Annotated in this window: 14 protein-coding genes and 2 pseudogenes; 11 read left to right on the top strand and 5 right to left on the bottom strand. The window is 65.3% G+C overall.

Annotated features, from left to right (window positions below):
- Positions 1-191: 191 nt before the first annotated feature.
- Positions 192-1055 carry a universal stress protein gene (locus WCE05_RS01070; RefSeq protein ID WP_368815317.1) on the bottom strand — a complete coding sequence of 288 codons (864 nt, stop codon included), beginning with the start codon at positions 1053-1055 and terminating at the stop codon, positions 192-194.
- Positions 1056-1210: 155 nt separating this feature from the next.
- Between WCE05_RS01070 and WCE05_RS01065 the strand changes: the two genes are divergently transcribed.
- A complete protein-coding gene (locus WCE05_RS01065; RefSeq protein ID WP_225788481.1) occupies positions 1211-1825 on the top strand; it encodes a tRNA-(ms[2]io[6]A)-hydroxylase in 615 nt (204 codons plus the stop codon).
- Between the two features lie 11 nt (positions 1826-1836).
- On the opposite strand, the gene WCE05_RS01060 is transcribed toward WCE05_RS01065, so the two are convergent.
- Positions 1837-2157: a YqjD family protein gene (locus WCE05_RS01060; protein ID WP_225788480.1), complete on the bottom strand. Its 321-nt coding sequence runs from the start codon at positions 2155-2157 to the stop codon at positions 1837-1839.
- Positions 2158-2283: 126 nt separating this feature from the next.
- On the opposite strand from WCE05_RS01060, the gene WCE05_RS01055 reads away from it, so the two are divergent.
- Positions 2284-2547 carry a hypothetical protein gene (locus WCE05_RS01055; protein ID WP_225788479.1) on the top strand — a complete coding sequence of 88 codons (264 nt, stop codon included), beginning with the start codon at positions 2284-2286 and terminating at the stop codon, positions 2545-2547.
- Between the two features lie 65 nt (positions 2548-2612).
- Here the strand turns inward: WCE05_RS01055 and WCE05_RS01050 are convergent, their stop codons facing one another.
- Positions 2613-3089 carry an LEA type 2 family protein gene (locus WCE05_RS01050; RefSeq protein ID WP_225788478.1) on the bottom strand — a complete coding sequence of 159 codons (477 nt, stop codon included), beginning with the start codon at positions 3087-3089 and terminating at the stop codon, positions 2613-2615.
- Between the two features lie 135 nt (positions 3090-3224).
- On the opposite strand from WCE05_RS01050, the pseudogene WCE05_RS01045 reads away from it, so the two are divergent.
- The 3 genes and pseudogenes from WCE05_RS01045 to WCE05_RS01035 all read left to right on the top strand — a co-directional run.
- A pseudogene (locus WCE05_RS01045) lies at positions 3225-3728 on the top strand (RNA polymerase sigma factor); the annotation flags it as partial.
- Positions 3729-3735: 7 nt separating this feature from the next.
- On the top strand, positions 3736-4617 hold the full coding sequence (locus WCE05_RS01040) for a FecR domain-containing protein (RefSeq protein WP_225788477.1): 882 nt from the start codon (positions 3736-3738) through the stop codon (positions 4615-4617).
- A 117-nt stretch (positions 4618-4734) separates the two neighbouring features.
- On the top strand, positions 4735-7170 hold the full coding sequence (locus WCE05_RS01035; RefSeq protein ID WP_253091172.1) for a TonB-dependent receptor: 2436 nt from the start codon (positions 4735-4737) through the stop codon (positions 7168-7170).
- Between the two features lie 105 nt (positions 7171-7275).
- Here WCE05_RS01035 and WCE05_RS01030 read toward each other — a convergent pair whose 3' ends face one another.
- Positions 7276-8175 carry a LysR family transcriptional regulator gene (locus WCE05_RS01030; protein WP_253081354.1) on the bottom strand — a complete coding sequence of 300 codons (900 nt, stop codon included), beginning with the start codon at positions 8173-8175 and terminating at the stop codon, positions 7276-7278.
- 101 nt (positions 8176-8276) lie between these two features.
- On the opposite strand from WCE05_RS01030, the gene WCE05_RS01025 reads away from it, so the two are divergent.
- The 6 genes from WCE05_RS01025 (at position 8277) to WCE05_RS01000 (ending at position 13880) form a co-directional block, all read left to right on the top strand.
- Positions 8277-9359, top strand: a complete 1083-nt coding sequence (locus WCE05_RS01025) for an extracellular solute-binding protein (RefSeq protein WP_368815316.1) — start codon at positions 8277-8279, stop codon at positions 9357-9359.
- Positions 9360-9386: 27 nt separating this feature from the next.
- A complete protein-coding gene (speB, locus tag WCE05_RS01020) occupies positions 9387-10352 on the top strand; it encodes an agmatinase (RefSeq protein ID WP_253081356.1) in 966 nt (321 codons plus the stop codon).
- A 223-nt stretch (positions 10353-10575) separates the two neighbouring features.
- Entirely contained in the window at positions 10576-10896 is a 321-nt protein-coding gene (locus WCE05_RS01015) for a hypothetical protein (protein WP_225788472.1), read from the top strand.
- 23 nt (positions 10897-10919) lie between these two features.
- Positions 10920-12068: a PQQ-dependent sugar dehydrogenase gene (locus tag WCE05_RS01010; protein WP_225788471.1), complete on the top strand. Its 1149-nt coding sequence runs from the start codon at positions 10920-10922 to the stop codon at positions 12066-12068.
- Between the two features lie 115 nt (positions 12069-12183).
- Complete coding sequence (gene zapE / locus WCE05_RS01005) at positions 12184-13290, top strand: cell division protein ZapE (protein ID WP_253081358.1); 1107 nt, start codon at positions 12184-12186, stop codon at positions 13288-13290.
- Between the two features lie 11 nt (positions 13291-13301).
- Complete coding sequence (locus tag WCE05_RS01000; RefSeq protein WP_225788469.1) at positions 13302-13880, top strand: DinB family protein; 579 nt, start codon at positions 13302-13304, stop codon at positions 13878-13880.
- An 82-nt stretch (positions 13881-13962) separates the two neighbouring features.
- On the opposite strand, the pseudogene WCE05_RS00995 reads toward WCE05_RS01000, so the two are convergent.
- Positions 13963-14745: pseudogene (locus tag WCE05_RS00995) on the bottom strand (alpha/beta fold hydrolase); the annotation flags it as partial.
- Between the last annotated feature and the right edge of the window lie 138 nt (positions 14746-14883).

Raw genomic sequence — 14883 nt, 5'->3', positions numbered from 1 at the left:
CCGAACTCAGCAGTGAAACGATGCATCGCCGATGGTAGTGTGGGGTTTCCCCATGTGAGAGTAGGTCATCGTCAAGATTCATTTCGCAAAACCCCTATCTGCGCGAGCAGGTAGGGGTTTTGTCTTTCTGGCGTCTGGCTGGGGTTGACGGCGCCATCCCTATGGCGATATTCCGGCTGACAAAAGGGCACTCACCCCCGAGCCAGCTCCGCCAGGTGTGCGCTCGCCTCTTCACTCTTGAGGACCAGTACATCCCCTTCCAGAGAGTCGAGCACCACCTCCGACGTATTGCCGATCAAGGCACCGGAAATGCCTGTCCGGCCCACGGTACCGATGATGGTCACCACCGCATCCAGTGCCTTCTCGCTATAGGGAATCAGCACGTCCGCTGGCCCTTCGGCGATATGCAGGTGTTCATCGTCAATGCCATATTCGGCCTGGAAGGCCGTGCAGGCTTCGCGGTAACGCTGCTCGATGGTTTCCGAGAGTTGGTAGGTCGGGTCTGACGCCGACAGCATGGGAGAAGGATGAGCAGTGGCCACGTGCAGCTCACCCTTGGCCAGGGTGGCGATGGCATGACCGTGGTCGATGATGCTGGCATGCAAGCGGCGGTGGTCTTCATCGTTGTTGCCCACATCCACTGCCGCCAGGATCACGCCACCGGTCCAGGGGCGCTCGCTCTTGACCATCAGCACCGCACACGGGCAATAGCGCAGCAGTTTCCAGTCGCCGGGCGTCAGCAGGGCCTTGCGCAACGGATTGTCCGGACGATGCTCCTTGATCACCAGTTCGCAACCTTCGGCCTGCTGTACGGTGATGATCGATTCGTACAGGCTGTCATGCCACGCCTGTTCCTGGGTGACGTTATCGTAACCGTCGTCATGCAACTGGCTGGCGAGCAGGCTGAGCAGGGCACTGTGGTCCTGTTTCTTGTCGCACATCAGCAGGTGCAGACGTGCACCGGTCACACCCGCAATGAGCTTGGCCCGGGTCAGGGCCCGGCTATGGGCATGCTCGGGATCGAGAACGACGAGGATGCTGCGGACGGCTTGCATGGGCAGGGCTCCCTTGGGAAAAGACGGCCAATGTCTGACTATAGTCGGCGTCCCGCACGGTGCTGCTTGACATGCATCAAGCATAGCTGCTGGCGATCGGCGCCGCCCCCGGTATAATCGCCGGTTCTGCCGTTGGCCTGTGTAGCTGTGAGTTTATGTCCCTGATTCCCGAAATCGACGCCTTCCTGGGCTGCCGTACCCCTGATGCCTGGATCGAGGCAGCGCTCGCCGACCAGGAAACCCTGTTGATCGATCACAAGAACTGCGAATTCAAGGCGGCCAGCACGGCCTTGAGCCTGATCGCCAAGTACAACACCCACCTTGACCTGATCAACATGATGTCGCGCCTGGCCCGTGAGGAACTGGTGCACCACGAGCAGGTGCTGCGCCTGATGAAGCGTCGTGGCATCACCCTACGACCGGTCTCGGCGGGGCGCTACGCTTCCGGCCTGCGGCGTCTGGTGCGCGCCCACGAACCGGTCAAGCTGATCGATACCCTGGTGGTCGGTGCCTTCATCGAGGCCCGCAGTTGCGAGCGCTTCGCCGCCCTGGTGCCGCACCTGGACGAGGAGTTGGGTACCTTCTACCACGGTCTGTTGAAAAGCGAAGCCCGTCACTACCAGGGCTACCTGAAGCTCGCCCACCAGTATGGAGACGCGGCAGACATCGCCCGTGTCGTGGAGCAGGTGCGTGAAGCGGAAGCCGAACTGATCCGCTCCCCTGACCAGGAGTTCCGCTTTCACAGCGGTGTTCCACTGCAGGCAGCCTGACCCCTAGGACATCAGTGACGCCGTCCCAGCAGCAGGCCCACCACCAGGCCGAGCCCGGCACTGATCGCGACGGTCTGCCACGGATGGCCGCCGATATAGTCCTCGGTGGCCTCCACCACCGGTTGCGCCTTGTCGCGCAGCTTGCTCGTCGCCTGCTGGGCCTGGCGCAGCTTCAGGCTGATCTGGGCACGCAGGGTGTCGGCTTCCTCGCCCACCAGCGAGGCGCTGTCGTTGAGCAGCCGCTCGGACTCCTCGATCAGTGCCTGCAGTTCGCTGAACACCTGGTCCTTGATCTGTTCGCTGTCGGCTTGCGCAGTGGTTTTCCTGGCCATAACACGTCCTCGTCGCTGGGTTGTCAGAGCAATGGATAACGGTGCCTCGGGAAAGTTGCAGCGGCGTACCGGCCACCGGCCGCTACGGTGTAAGATAGCGTCCATTTTCACGTTGCAGGTAATCCCATGAGTTTCAATCTGGCCAACAGAAGCTTCGAGGAACGGGCGCAGATCGAGGCGGAGAAAGCTCGGCTGTTCGAGCTCTGGCAAAACAATCTCGGCAAGGCCAAGGGCGAGGCCGGCCGCTTGATCGCCGAGAAGCCCCGGCGCAAAGGCAAGTGGGCCGAATGGGTGCGCGCCGAACTGGACGCCCTGTCGCCACCCGAATACGCCAACATGGTGCGTAGCGAAGTCAACAAGATGATGGCGGCTGCCAGCGCCAATCGTTGATAGCGGCCGATAGGCAGGGCAGGAGCGCGGACGCAAGGTCGCCGCAACGCTTTCCCGCCGTAGCCTTACCTGGCCAAGCCAGCCTCCGGCAGGTCGAGCTTGCCTTTGTCGGTGAAGCGCACGGTGCCCAGCGGGCCGCCGGCCAGCTTGCCGCGCAATACGTAAGGTAGCCCCTGCAACGAATCCAGTCGGCTCAGGCCATAGGCCTGGCGCAGCACGGCGAATGCGGTGATGCTAACCGGCACCACGATCACGGCCTCGTCGTAGCGGCCGATGTGCCCTTGCTGGTCGCTGACACCAGCGGCCAGGGGTTGGCCATTGACCTCCAGGTTGAGGGCGATGCCATTGAAGTCGACGGGCGTTTCGTTGGGGTTCTGCACGCGAATCTTCACCGCCATGCGCATTTCCAGCTCCTGCCCCGGCAGCGGCTCGATGCCGATCACGCTGATGTTCAGCGGGTCGCGGGGCTGGAACAGGGCGCAGGCATTGAGGGCGCAGGCAAGCAGCAGGATCAGCCAGAAACGGGCAGGGCGGGCAGTCATGGAGGCGGGCCTTGGCGTTGAAAGCGAGTTGGCAGTGTGGCAAATGCACGGCGGCGTTGAAAGTACCGGGCCTTATGAAAGATACTGTTTCTCATTAACGTCCGATAATCTCTCTTACTGGCCCATCCATCTTCCATGCTGACGTCTCCCGCGTCTGGTCTGCTGGCGAGTTTCCAGGAGCACTACGACGACCTGTTGCAGTTTCTCACCCGGCGCATGAGCGACCGGCAGCGTGCCGCCGACGTGGCCCAGGAGACCTACCTCAAGCTGGTGAAGATCGAGGCGCAGGCCGTCCCCGTGCTGCATGCGCGCAGCTTCATCTTCCGGGTCGCCGGCAACCTGGCGATCGATGCTCTGCGACGCGAACAGCGCCTGGCGGCCAATCATGAGGGCAGCGACGACGCAGGTGAGGTGCCGTGCCCAGCACCGGCACCGGAAGCCGTGCTGCTGGCCAGCGAGCGCCTGCAGATGCTCGACGAAGCCCTGCTGCAGTTGTCCAGCAATGCCCGCCAGGCCTTGCTGCTCAATCGCGTCGAGGGCCTGACCCAGGCGCAGATCGCACAACGGCTGGGCGTTTCCGAGAGCATGGTGGCAAAATACATCGGCCAGGCGTTGCGCCATTGCCGCGACTGGCTCAAACACAACCATGACTGACGCCCTCACCATGCCCACGCCGCAACCGCTCAGCGACCTGTCCGACGATGCCCTCGACTGGCAGGTATTGCTGCATTCGGGCAACGCCAGCGCCGCCGACCGCTCGCGCTACCAGCGCTGGTGCCGACTGAGCCCGGCCCATGCCGAAGCGGCCAGGGAGGCCGAGGCGCTGTGGCTGGATATCGGCCACACGGTGAGTGCGCAGGTTTTCGAAGCCGCCCCGGCACCACGCAAGCGCCGCTGGCTTGCCGGTATCGCCGCTTCGGTGGTGCTGGCCTTGGCCGGCTACACCGGGTGGCAGCAGGCGCCGGTGTGGCTGGCCGACTACCATACCGGCATTGGCCAGCGGCAGAGCATCACCCTGGCCGATGGTTCGCGAGTGACCCTCAACAGCGCCAGCGCGCTGTCCGTGGCGTTCAACGAGCGTGAACGCCGGGTGCTGCTGGAAGCGGGCGAGGCGTTGTTCGAAACGGCGCCTGACCCTCGCCCGTTCGTGGTCGAGACGGCAGGTGCGCCCGTACAGGGTGGCGAAGCGGTGTTCAGCGTGCGGCGCGAGGCCAGCGGCAGCCGCGTGGTGCTCGCTCAGGGCGAGGCTACGGTAGGCGGCAGGACGCTGCCGGTGTCGCCGGATGCCCAGGCCCAGACCGCCTGGCAGCGTGGCAAGCTGATCTTCAATGGCAAGCCCTTGGGGCAGGTGCTTGCCGAACTGGAGCGCTACCAGCACGGGCGGATCCTGCTGCCCGACACCCAACTGGCAGCGCTCGAGGTCAGCGGCGTGTTCGACCTGGACGACCCGCAGGCCTTGCTGCGCACCCTGGAGCAGCGCTATGCGCTGAAGGTCACCTACCTGCCGTGGTTGGCAGTGGTTCACTGAGCGAAAAAAAGTTTGAGTTTTTTTGCCTTTCGGACTGCAAGTTCGTGAGCGCTGGAACGTCGTAGTGGGACTGATCAGCAACCCATTCTCATTTACGACTTGTCTGGAAGCTCATTCGTGAAGGCTACGCTCAAGCTCCTGCACCGCCGCGGCGGCCGCTTCAACCCTGTCCTGTTGTCCTGCAGCGCACTGGCCATCCTGGCTGGGCCCATGCAGGCGTTGGCCGCGACGGCGCCCGCCGATGCCCAGGTGCAGGCTCGCCAGGTCCAGTTGAACCTGCCAGCGCAATCCCTGGACCAGGCGCTCACCCGCTTCGCCGACCAGGCGGGCCTGCACCTGCTGTACACCACCAGCGACGTGGCCGGCCTGCGCAGCCCGGCGCTGCGGGGTAGCTACAGCATCGAGCAGGCGTTGCAGCAGTTGCTCGCCGGCAGTGGCATGAGCTGGCAGTTCAGCGACGCCCGTACGGTAACCCTGCGCAAGGCCGAGGCCGCTCCGCAGAGCGTCAGCCTCAAGCCCATCGAAGTCAGCGTGGCCTCGCGCACCAGCACGGCGATCAGCGAGATCCCCGGTACCGTCTGGGTGGTCGACCAGCAGCAGCTGCGCGAGCAGATCGACAGCGGCGTAAGCCTCAAGGAGGCCATCGGCAAGCTGGTGCCGGGCCTAGACCTGGCACCGGAAGGGCGCACCAACTATGGCCAGAACATGCGCGGACGCAACGTGCTGGTGATGATCGACGGGGTCAGCCAGAACAGCTCCCGTGGCCTGTCGCGCCAGTTCGACAGCATTTCGCCGTTCAACGTCGAGCGCGTCGAGGTGCTCTCCGGCGCCAGCGCCATTTATGGCGGCGGCGCCACCGGCGGCATCATCAACATCGTCACCAAGAAGGGCGAACCGGGTCCGCTGCGTTTCGAGACCCAGCTCGGTGCCAGCAGCGGTTTCAACAACAGTGACGACCTGGCCACCCGCGTCGCACAGTCCATCAGTGGTGGCAACGACCGAGTCAACGCCCGCCTGGGGATTTCCGGGGAGCAGAACGAGGCCTTCTACGATGGCGGCGGCGACCAGATCTTCATCGACAACACCCAGACCGACCTGCAGTACAACCGCACCATCGACGTGCTCGGCACCCTGGGCCTGACCTTCACCGAGGAACAGAGCCTGGACCTGTTGGCCCAGTACTACGATTCCGGCAACCACGGCAGCACGGGCATCTATTTCCCGCACCTGAACCACAACGCGCCGTCGGACCTGGAGGATGCCGAACTGCGCAGCGGCTATTCCTCGGACCTCGAGCCGCGCACCCGGCGCCTGCTGCTCAACGCCAACTACCACCACACCGATGTGCTGGGCCAGGACTTCTACCTGCAGGCCTCGTATCGCAAGGAAGACGACAACTTCTACCCGTTCCCTTACTACAACCCCGGCACGCCGGCAGGATCGCGTGGCGTGTACTTCGCCGCCTCGCAGCAGAACTTCGAGGTCAGCAGCCTGAAGGCATTGTTCGCCAAGCAGTGGGACACGCTCAAGCTGACCTATGGCGTCGACCTGGACCGCGAGCGCTTCAACGCCGAGCAGACCACGTTCGATGCGCAAACGTCGTCCGAGAGCGGTGGCCTCGACCTGGACAAGGCCAGCAAGGCGCCGCGCTATCCCAGCTACCGGGTGGACGGCGTCTCGCTCTACGCCCAGCTGGACTGGCATGCCACCGACAACCTGACCCTTTCCGGCGGTGCGCGCCGCCAACAGATGGATGTGGATGTCAGCGACTTCAAGAACGTGCCTGGTGGCAGCAACGACTACCAGGTCAACCTGTACAACCTCGGTGCCATCTATGACTTCAAGAACGGCCACCAGGTGTGGGCCAACTATGGCGAGGGCTTTGACCTGCCTGACCCAGCCAAGTACTACGGCAAGCCGGGCTTGAGCGTGGCCGACAACCCGCTGGCGGGCATCAAGAGCCGCCAGGTCGAGCTGGGTTGGCGCTATGGGGACCTGGACTGGGATGCCCAGGCGGCGCTGTACTACATCTGGTCGGACAAGGTCATCAACTTCGATGCCCAGACCCTGGCCATCGATGTGGATGACAAGAAGAGCCGCGACTTCGGTTTCGAAGGCGCCTTGACCCGCCACTTCCAGAGCGGCTGGGAGGCCGGTGGCACGCTGCACCTGGTGCGGTCGGAGGAAGAGGATGCCGATGGCGACTGGATCAAGCGCGATGCCCGCTATGCGTCGCTGTCCAAGTCCACCGCCTTCGTCGGCTGGAAGGGCGAGGGGCGTAGCGCGCGCCTGCAGGCCAACCATGCCTTCACCCTCGAGGACGATGCCGACCACGAGATCGACGGCTACACGACCTTCGACCTGCTGGCCAGCCAGGACACTGGCTTCGGCACGTTCAGCGCGGGCATCCAGAACCTGCTGGACAAGCAGTACAGCACCGTCTGGGGGCAGCGTGCGACCCTGTTCTATTCGCCGACCTATGGGCCGGCCTACCTCTATGACTACCAGGGGCGCGGGCGCACCTACACCCTGACCTGGAGCCTGGCCTACTGAGTGCAGGTACTTAGGGCCAGCTCGCTCCTACAGGTTCGGCGCTGACCTCAAGTGCAGCGCGGTCTCTGTGGGGCTTGCCGGCGATGGGCTGCAAAGCCGCCCCAACTACGCTGCACAGGCGAACGCTGCCAGCAAATCCTCGGCAAACGCCTGTTGCGCTTCACCCGGCACCCGGCCACGGTGACGGGCGAGGGTAAAAGGCACGACGAAATCCAGGGACGGATCCAGCACCCGCAACGCCCCCTGCGCCTCCCAAGGCCCGGCGCAGTGGCAGGGCAGGTAGCCGATGTGCCGGCCAGACAGGATGAAGGTCAGCACGCTGTCGATTTGCTCGGCCTGCGCCGAACTGCGCTGGCTCATGAAGGGTTCGCCACCCTTGAGAAGGCGGTAGGAGTGGCGCACCTGGTCGGCCTCGAGCAGGGCCTGGCGGTCCACCTGCCCCTGGGTGAACAGCGGATGCTGCCTGCCGCAGTACAGGCGCTGGGTTTCCTCGAACAGCGGCTGGTAGTCGAAGGCCGCCTGGTTGCCGGAAAAGTAGCTGATGGCGTAATCCAGGCGCTGCTCCAGCAGCAGGCGCTCAAGCTCCGCCGGCGGCGCGCTGATCAGCTCCAACTGCACCGACTCCTCGCGCTGACGAAAACGCCCGATGGCCTCGGCCAGGCGCAGGGTGATGACCTTGTCCTGGTTCTCCGCCATGCCGATACGCAGCGTGCCCAGCAGCCGCCCGGCCACGCCATTGGCCTGCTGGCGGAACTGCTCGATCTGTACCAGCAGCCCACGGGTCGCCTCGAGCAAACGCTCGCCCTTCTCGGTCAGGCGAAAGCCACTCTTGCCACGGCTGCACAAGCGATAGCCCAGGCGCGTCTCCAGGCGCGCCATCTGCTGGCTGATGCTCGGCTGGCTCAAGCCCAGCACACCTTGGGCGGCACTGAAGCCACCGGCCTCGACTACAGTGACGAACAGCCGCAGCAGGTGCAGGTCCGGGTCTTGCAATTGTCCGAGCATCACATTGCTCCTGATGAATGTCAGCTTTGCAAACTTGCGATTCTTGCAATGTAGCGCGACTGGCATGCTGTCGGCATCCACCCATTGCCGAGGTGTCCACCATGCGCCGTTCGTTATGCCTGTTGTCCCTGGTTCTGGCCCTGCCGCTGCAGGCCGAAGAGAAGGTCGTCAACCTGTACAGCTGGGCTGACTACGTGGCCCCGCAGACCCTCCAGCGCTTCGAGCAGGAGAGTGGCTACAAGGTGCGCTACGACACCTTCGACACCACCGAGGTGCTGGAAACCAAGCTGCTGACCGGCGGCAGCGGCTATGACGTGGTGGTACCGTCGTCCACCGTGCTGGCCCGGGCGCTCCAGGCCAACGCCTTGCAGCCGCTGCAGGCACAGGCCATGCCGGGCTACGCCAACCTCGACCCGGACCTGCTGGCCAAGCTGGCCGAGGTCGACCCCGGCAACCTCTATGCGCTGCCCTACACCTGGGGCACCCTCGGCCTGGGGGTGAATGTCGAGGCCGTGCGCCAGCGCCTGGGCGACGAGGTGCCGCTGGACAGCCTCGACCTGCTGTTCAAGCCCGAAAACGCCAGCCGGCTCAAGGACTGTGGCATCGCCATGCCCGATTCGCCCCAGGAGGTGATCGGCCTGGCCCTCCATTACTTGGGCAAGGACCCCTATAGCCAGGAAAAGGCGGACCTCGACGCGGCCCAGGCGCTGCTTCGCCAGTTGCAACCCTCGGTCAGCTACGTGGCCAACGGCCGGCAGATCAATGACCTGGCCAACGGCAGCGTATGCCTGGCGCTCACCTACAATGGCGATGCCGCCATGGCGGCCGACCAGGCGCGTCGTGCCGGCAAGGGGTTCGAGCTGATCTACCGGATCCCCCGGGAGGGCACCCTGGTCTGGCAGGACAACCTGGCCATTCCCAAGGATGCCCCGCACCCGGAGGCTGCCCGCGCGCTCATCGCCTTCATGCTGCGCCCCGAATCGGTGGCCGAGCTGACCAACACGCTGTTCTTCGCCAACGCCAACCAGGCCGCCACGCCCCTGGTGGACGATGCCGTACGCAACGACCCGGATATCTATCCGCCCAGCGAGGTACGCCAGCGCCTGTATGGCGATCGCAGCATGGCGCTGTCCGACCTGCGCCAGCGCAATCGCCTGTGGACGGCGTTTCGCAGCCGCCAGTGAACAATGACGACAACCAGGAGCCCAACCGTGGAACACGCCCAGAACAACGACCAGGCCATGACCCGTGACAGCCTCTACGGCACCGTCGCGGAAAGCACCTACGCCGGTATCACCAGTTTTTCCCGGCGCCGCTATAGCCGCGACCTGCGCGGGGTCGATGTGGTGGTGAGCGGTGTCCCCTTCGACACCGCCACCAGCAACCGCCCCGGGGCGCGTTTCGGGCCGCGGGCGATCCGTGCCGCCTCGGTACAGCAGGCCTGGGAGCGGCACTGGCCCTGGGCGTTCGACCCGTTCGACCACCTGGCGGTGATCGACTATGGCGACTGCGCCTTCGACAGTGGCAGGCCCGAGTCGGTACCCGACAGCATCGAGGCGCATGCCTCGCGTATCCTGGAGGCCGGTTGCGCCATGCTCACCTTCGGTGGCGACCACTTCATCAGCTACCCGCTGCTCAAGGCCCATGCCAGGCGCCACGGGCCGCTGGCACTGATCCACTTCGATGCGCACAGTGACACCTGGCCGGACGAGGAGGACAAGCGCATCGACCACGGCACCATGTTCTGGCACGCCGCCCGCGAGGGGCTGGTGGACCCGGCCAGTTCGGTGCAGATCGGCCTGCGTACCACCAACGACGACAGCCAGGGTTTCGCCATCCTCGACGCTCGCCAGGTCCATCGTCAGGGTACCGAGGCGGTGGTCGCGGCGATTCGCCAGCGGGTTGGCGAGCGGCCGGTGTACCTGACCTTCGATATCGACTGCCTGGACCCAGCCTATGCGCCAGGCACCGGCACGCCGGTCTGCGGTGGCCTGAGCACCGTGCAGGCGCTGGAGATCCTGGGGGGCCTGCGGGGCATCAACCTGGTGGGCATGGACCTGGTGGAAGTGGCGCCGGCCTACGACCACGCCGACATCACCGCCCTGGCCGGGGCGACGCTGGCCATGGAGATGCTGTGCCTGTATGCGGCTCGGCACAAGGTAGATAGCGACGAGTGAGCCCCCAGGGCCTAATCGCAGGCAAGCCCGTTCCCACAGCCTCAAGTTCGGCGCTATTTCTGTGGGGGCGGCCTTGTGTCGCGAATGGAGCGTGAAGCGACCTCTCGGGCCCATACTGAAACATCACGAATCATCTCTATCCGCATTCGCACTTTTGCCGCGAACCTGTAGCGCCTTAGGCTATCCAACGCTTGAGCGCGCTTTTTCGTACAGGGGGTGAAGCATGAATCCCACATTACCGTGCCTGGCCATCGGCCTGTTGCTGAGCCTGCCGCTGCCGGCTGCGCCACTCCCGCAACCGCTGTTCCTCGCCGCTGACAGGAACAACCCGTACAACAGCCCGATCCAGCGCGCCAACCCCAACAGCCGCCAGGGCAGCGTACCGGCTACGCCACCGGTGCGTGGGCCATCGACCCAGCCCAACCCCCGCCCGCCGACCCTGGACAACCGCGGCATCGGCAATGGCGAGAACCTGCGCCGCGAACAGCAGACCCCCAACCTGGAACCCACCCGGCCACCGCGCGACAGCCAACGCGCGCCGTAAGCCCCACCGGAAGGAGCCCCCGCATGACGCCACGCACCTGGTTGACCACCCTGGCCGTCGCCGCCCTGATGCCCCTGCTGGCCCAGGCCGCTGCCGAACAGCAGTTTCCCAGCGAGGAGGGGCAGTTGACCGTCAGCACCGTCGCCGACGGCCTGCGCAACCCCTGGGCACTGGCCTTTCTCCCCGATGGCCAGCACATGCTGGTCACCGAACGCCAGGGCAACCTGCGGGTCGTCAGCCGCGAGGGCAAGGTCGGCCCGCCCCTCGCGGGTGTGCCCAAGGTCTGGGCCGTAGGGCAGGGTGGCTTGCTCGACGTGGTGCTGTCGCCGGAATTCGCCCAGGACCGCACCGTCTACCTGTCCTACGCCGAGGAAGGCGCCGATGGCAAGGCTGGCACCGCAGTTGGCCGCGGCCAGTTGTCCCAGGACCTGGCGCGTCTGGAGAACTTCACGGTGATCTTCCGCCAGCAGCCCAAGCTGTCCGACGGCAATCATTTCGGTTCGCGCCTGGTGTTCGACCGCGACGGCTACCTGTTCATCGCCCTGGGCGAAAACAACCAGCGCCCGACCGCCCAGGACCTGGACAAGCTGCAGGGCAAGGTCGTACGCATCCTGCCCGACGGCGAAGTACCCAAGGACAATCCCTTCGCCGGCCAGGCCAACGTACGCTCCGAGATCTGGTCGTACGGCCACCGCAACCAGCAGGGCGCAGCGCTCAACCCCTGGACGGGCGAGCTCTGGACCCATGAGCATGGCCCGCGGGGCGGCGACGAGATCAACATTCCGCACGCGGGCAAGAACTATGGCTGGCCGATCGCCACCCACGGCATCAACTATTCGCTGCTGCCGATCCCCGAGGCCAAGGGCAAGCACGTGGAGGGCATGACGGACCCGCACCATGTCTGGGAGAAGTCGCCGGGCATCAGTGGCATGGCGTTCTACGACCGCCCGACCTTCAGGGCCTGGGACCACAACCTGTTCATTGGCGCGCTGGTGAGCCAGGAACTGATCCGGTTGCAGCTCGATGGCGACAAGATCGTTCATGAAGAACGCTTGCTGGGCGAGCTCAAGGCGCGTATCCGCGACGTGCGGGTGGGGCCGGATGGTTACTTGTACGTGCTGACCGATGCCACGGATGGGGCGCTGCTCAAGGTAGGGTTGAGGGAGGGCTGATTCGTCATTGCTGGGCCCCCGGCGATCATCCTGGCCAACGCAATGGCCGGGGCACCTGTCAGCCAGAACCCGGCGGGATGTCGTACCATGGCGCTTTTGCCCAGGGTGCAACGGCATGCCACTCGACCCCCGAACCCTCTACCAGCAGGCTCTCGATGCGCAGGGTTTCGTCCCCGATGCCGCCCAGGCCTTGGCAGTGGACGCGCTCCAGGCCTGCTTCGAGGCGTTGACCCGGGGTGAATCCACCCAGGGAGTCTACCTCTGGGGCCCGGTCGGGCGTGGCAAGACCTGGCTCATGGACCAGTTTCACCGCTGCCTGCAAGTCGCGGCGCGGCGCCAGCACTTCCACCATTTCATGGCCTGGGTCCACCAGCGGCTGTTCCAGCTCAACGGCACCGCCGACCCGTTGCAGGCGCTGGCCCGGGAACTGGCCGGGCAGATCCGCGTGCTGTGCTTCGACGAGCTGTTCGTCAGCGATATCGGCGATGCGATCATCCTGGGGCGTCTGTTCCAGGTGCTGTTCGACCAGGGCGTGGTGATCGTCGCCACCTCCAACCAACCCCCACACCAGCTGTACCGCGACGGCTTCAACCGCGAGCGCTTTCTCCCGGCGATCGCCGCCATCGAGCGGCACATGCGCGTGCTGGCCGTGGCCGGCGAGCAGGACCACCGTTTGCACCCCGGTGCGCTCCGCCAGCGCTACTGGGTCGCCGAACCCGGCCAGCCCGGTGCCCTGCAGGCGGTGTTCCAGCAACTCAGTCCGACCGATGCGGGGACCGACCAGCCCTTGCAGGTCGGCTCCCGGCAAGTCCGTGTGGTGCGACGCAGCGCGCAGGCGATCTGGTGCCGCTTCGCCGACTTGTGCGAACAACCTCTGGCGGCCATGGAGTTCATGGCCTTGTGCGACCGCTTCGCGGCGATCCTGGTGGACGGTATCCCGGCCCTGGGCGGCACGCAGCGGGCCGGGCGCATCGCCCGGGGCACCGAGGATGGTGCCCGGCGAGTCGAGGCGGGCGACCGCGAGCTGCCGACGCTGGCGCCCAAGGATGACAGCGTGCGGCGCTTCATCGCCCTGGTCGACGAATGCTACGACCGTCGGGTCGCCCTGTACCTGGAGGCCGAAGTCCCGCTCGAAGCGCTCTACACTCAAGGGTATCTGGCGTTCCCGTACCAACGGACCCTGAGCCGACTACGGGAGATGCAACTGCAACGCTTCGCCTGAAGGAGCCGACCATGGAGCCGCTGTCGCATCATCTGCTGACCCAGGCCTACAACAACGGCTGGGCCAACCACCGCCTGTACAAGGCTTGCCTGCAACTGACCCAGGACGAGTTCGTCGCCCCGCGTTGCAGCTTCTTTCCCTCGATCAAGGCCACCCTCAACCACCTGCTGACGGTAGACTGGTTCTACCTGCACGCGCTGGAGTGCGAGCAGCGCGGCGAGGCGCCGGACCCGGATGGTGAGCGCTTCTTCGAGCCCGAGCAGCCGTTCGCCACCTGCGCCGACCTGTATGCCGAGCAGGCCCAGGCCGACCATCGGCTGATCGCCTATTGCCAGCAATTGCGCGATGACCAGTTGCACCGCTACGTGAGCATCGTGCGCCCGGACCGTCTGCAGCGTGAGCCGCGCCTGCGTGTGCTGGCGCACGTGTTCGAGCACCAGATCCACCACCGTGGGCAGGTGCATGCGATGCTCAGCGACACGTCGGTCCGCCCGCCGCAGCTGGATGAGTTCTTCCTGGAAGAGGAAGCCGACCTGCGGGCGGATGATTTCGCCGAACTGGGCTGGAGCGAGGCGCTGGTCTGGAAGTGATGGCGAGGGGCCAATGCCCCTCAGTCATGCGACATTGGGGCTGCGTTGCAGCCCATCGCCTGTATGTTCCCGCACCACACGCCTACCGCTGCAACCAGCCGATCAGCGCCTGGTGGAAACGCTCGGGTTCCTCGATCTGCGGTGCATGCCCCAGGCCTTCGAAGGTCACCAGCTGGCCTTGGGGAATCAGCCCGGCGACCCGCGGCCCCAGTTCCTTGTACCTGCCCAGGCGCGCCTTGACCTCGGGCGGGGCGATGTCGCTGCCGATGGCCGTGGTGTCCTGGTCGCCGATCAGCAGCAGGGTCGGCATCTGCAGGTCCTTGAACTCGTGGTACACCGGCTGGGTGAAGATCATGTCGTAGATCAGTGCCGAGTTCCACGCCACGGCTTCATGCCCCGGGCCCTTGTTCAGGCCCACCAGCATCTGCACCCAGCGCTCGTACTCTGGCTTCCAGCGCCCGGCGTAGTAGGTGTTGCGCTCGTAGTTGCGGACACCTTCGGCATTGAGCTGCAACTCGCGTTCGTACCACTGATCGACAGTGCGGTAGGGCACGCCCAGGGCCTTCCAGTCCTCCAGGCCGATGGGGTTGACCAGGGCCAGGCGCTCGACCTGTTGCGGGTACATCAGGGCGTAGCGGGTGGCGAGCATGCCGCCGGTGGAATGCCCGAGGACGATGGCCTGCTTCACCCCCAGGTGTTCGAGCAGTGCATGGGTATTGTGCGCGCCAACTGCTGGAAGCTGTACTGGTAGTGCGCAGGCTTGCTGGCGCTGCAGAAGCCCACCTGGTCCGCGGCGATGACCCGGTAGCCGGCCTGGCTCAGGGCATCGATGGTGGTTTCCCAGGTGGCGGCGCAGAAGTTCTTGCCGTGCATCAGCACCACGCTGCGGCCATTGGCCTTGCCCTTGGCCGGCACGTCCATGTAGCCCATCTGCAGGGGCTGGCCCTGGGACCTGAAGTCGAAATGCTCGAGCGGGTGAGGGTAGGCGAAGCCTTCGAGCTGC

This window comes from Pseudomonas sp. I2, assembly GCF_040984075.1.
GTDB lineage: Bacteria > Pseudomonadota > Gammaproteobacteria > Pseudomonadales > Pseudomonadaceae > Aquipseudomonas > Aquipseudomonas guariconensis_B.
The sequence above is the reverse complement of the archived record's forward strand: the minus strand, read 5'-3'. Positions and strand labels throughout refer to the sequence as shown.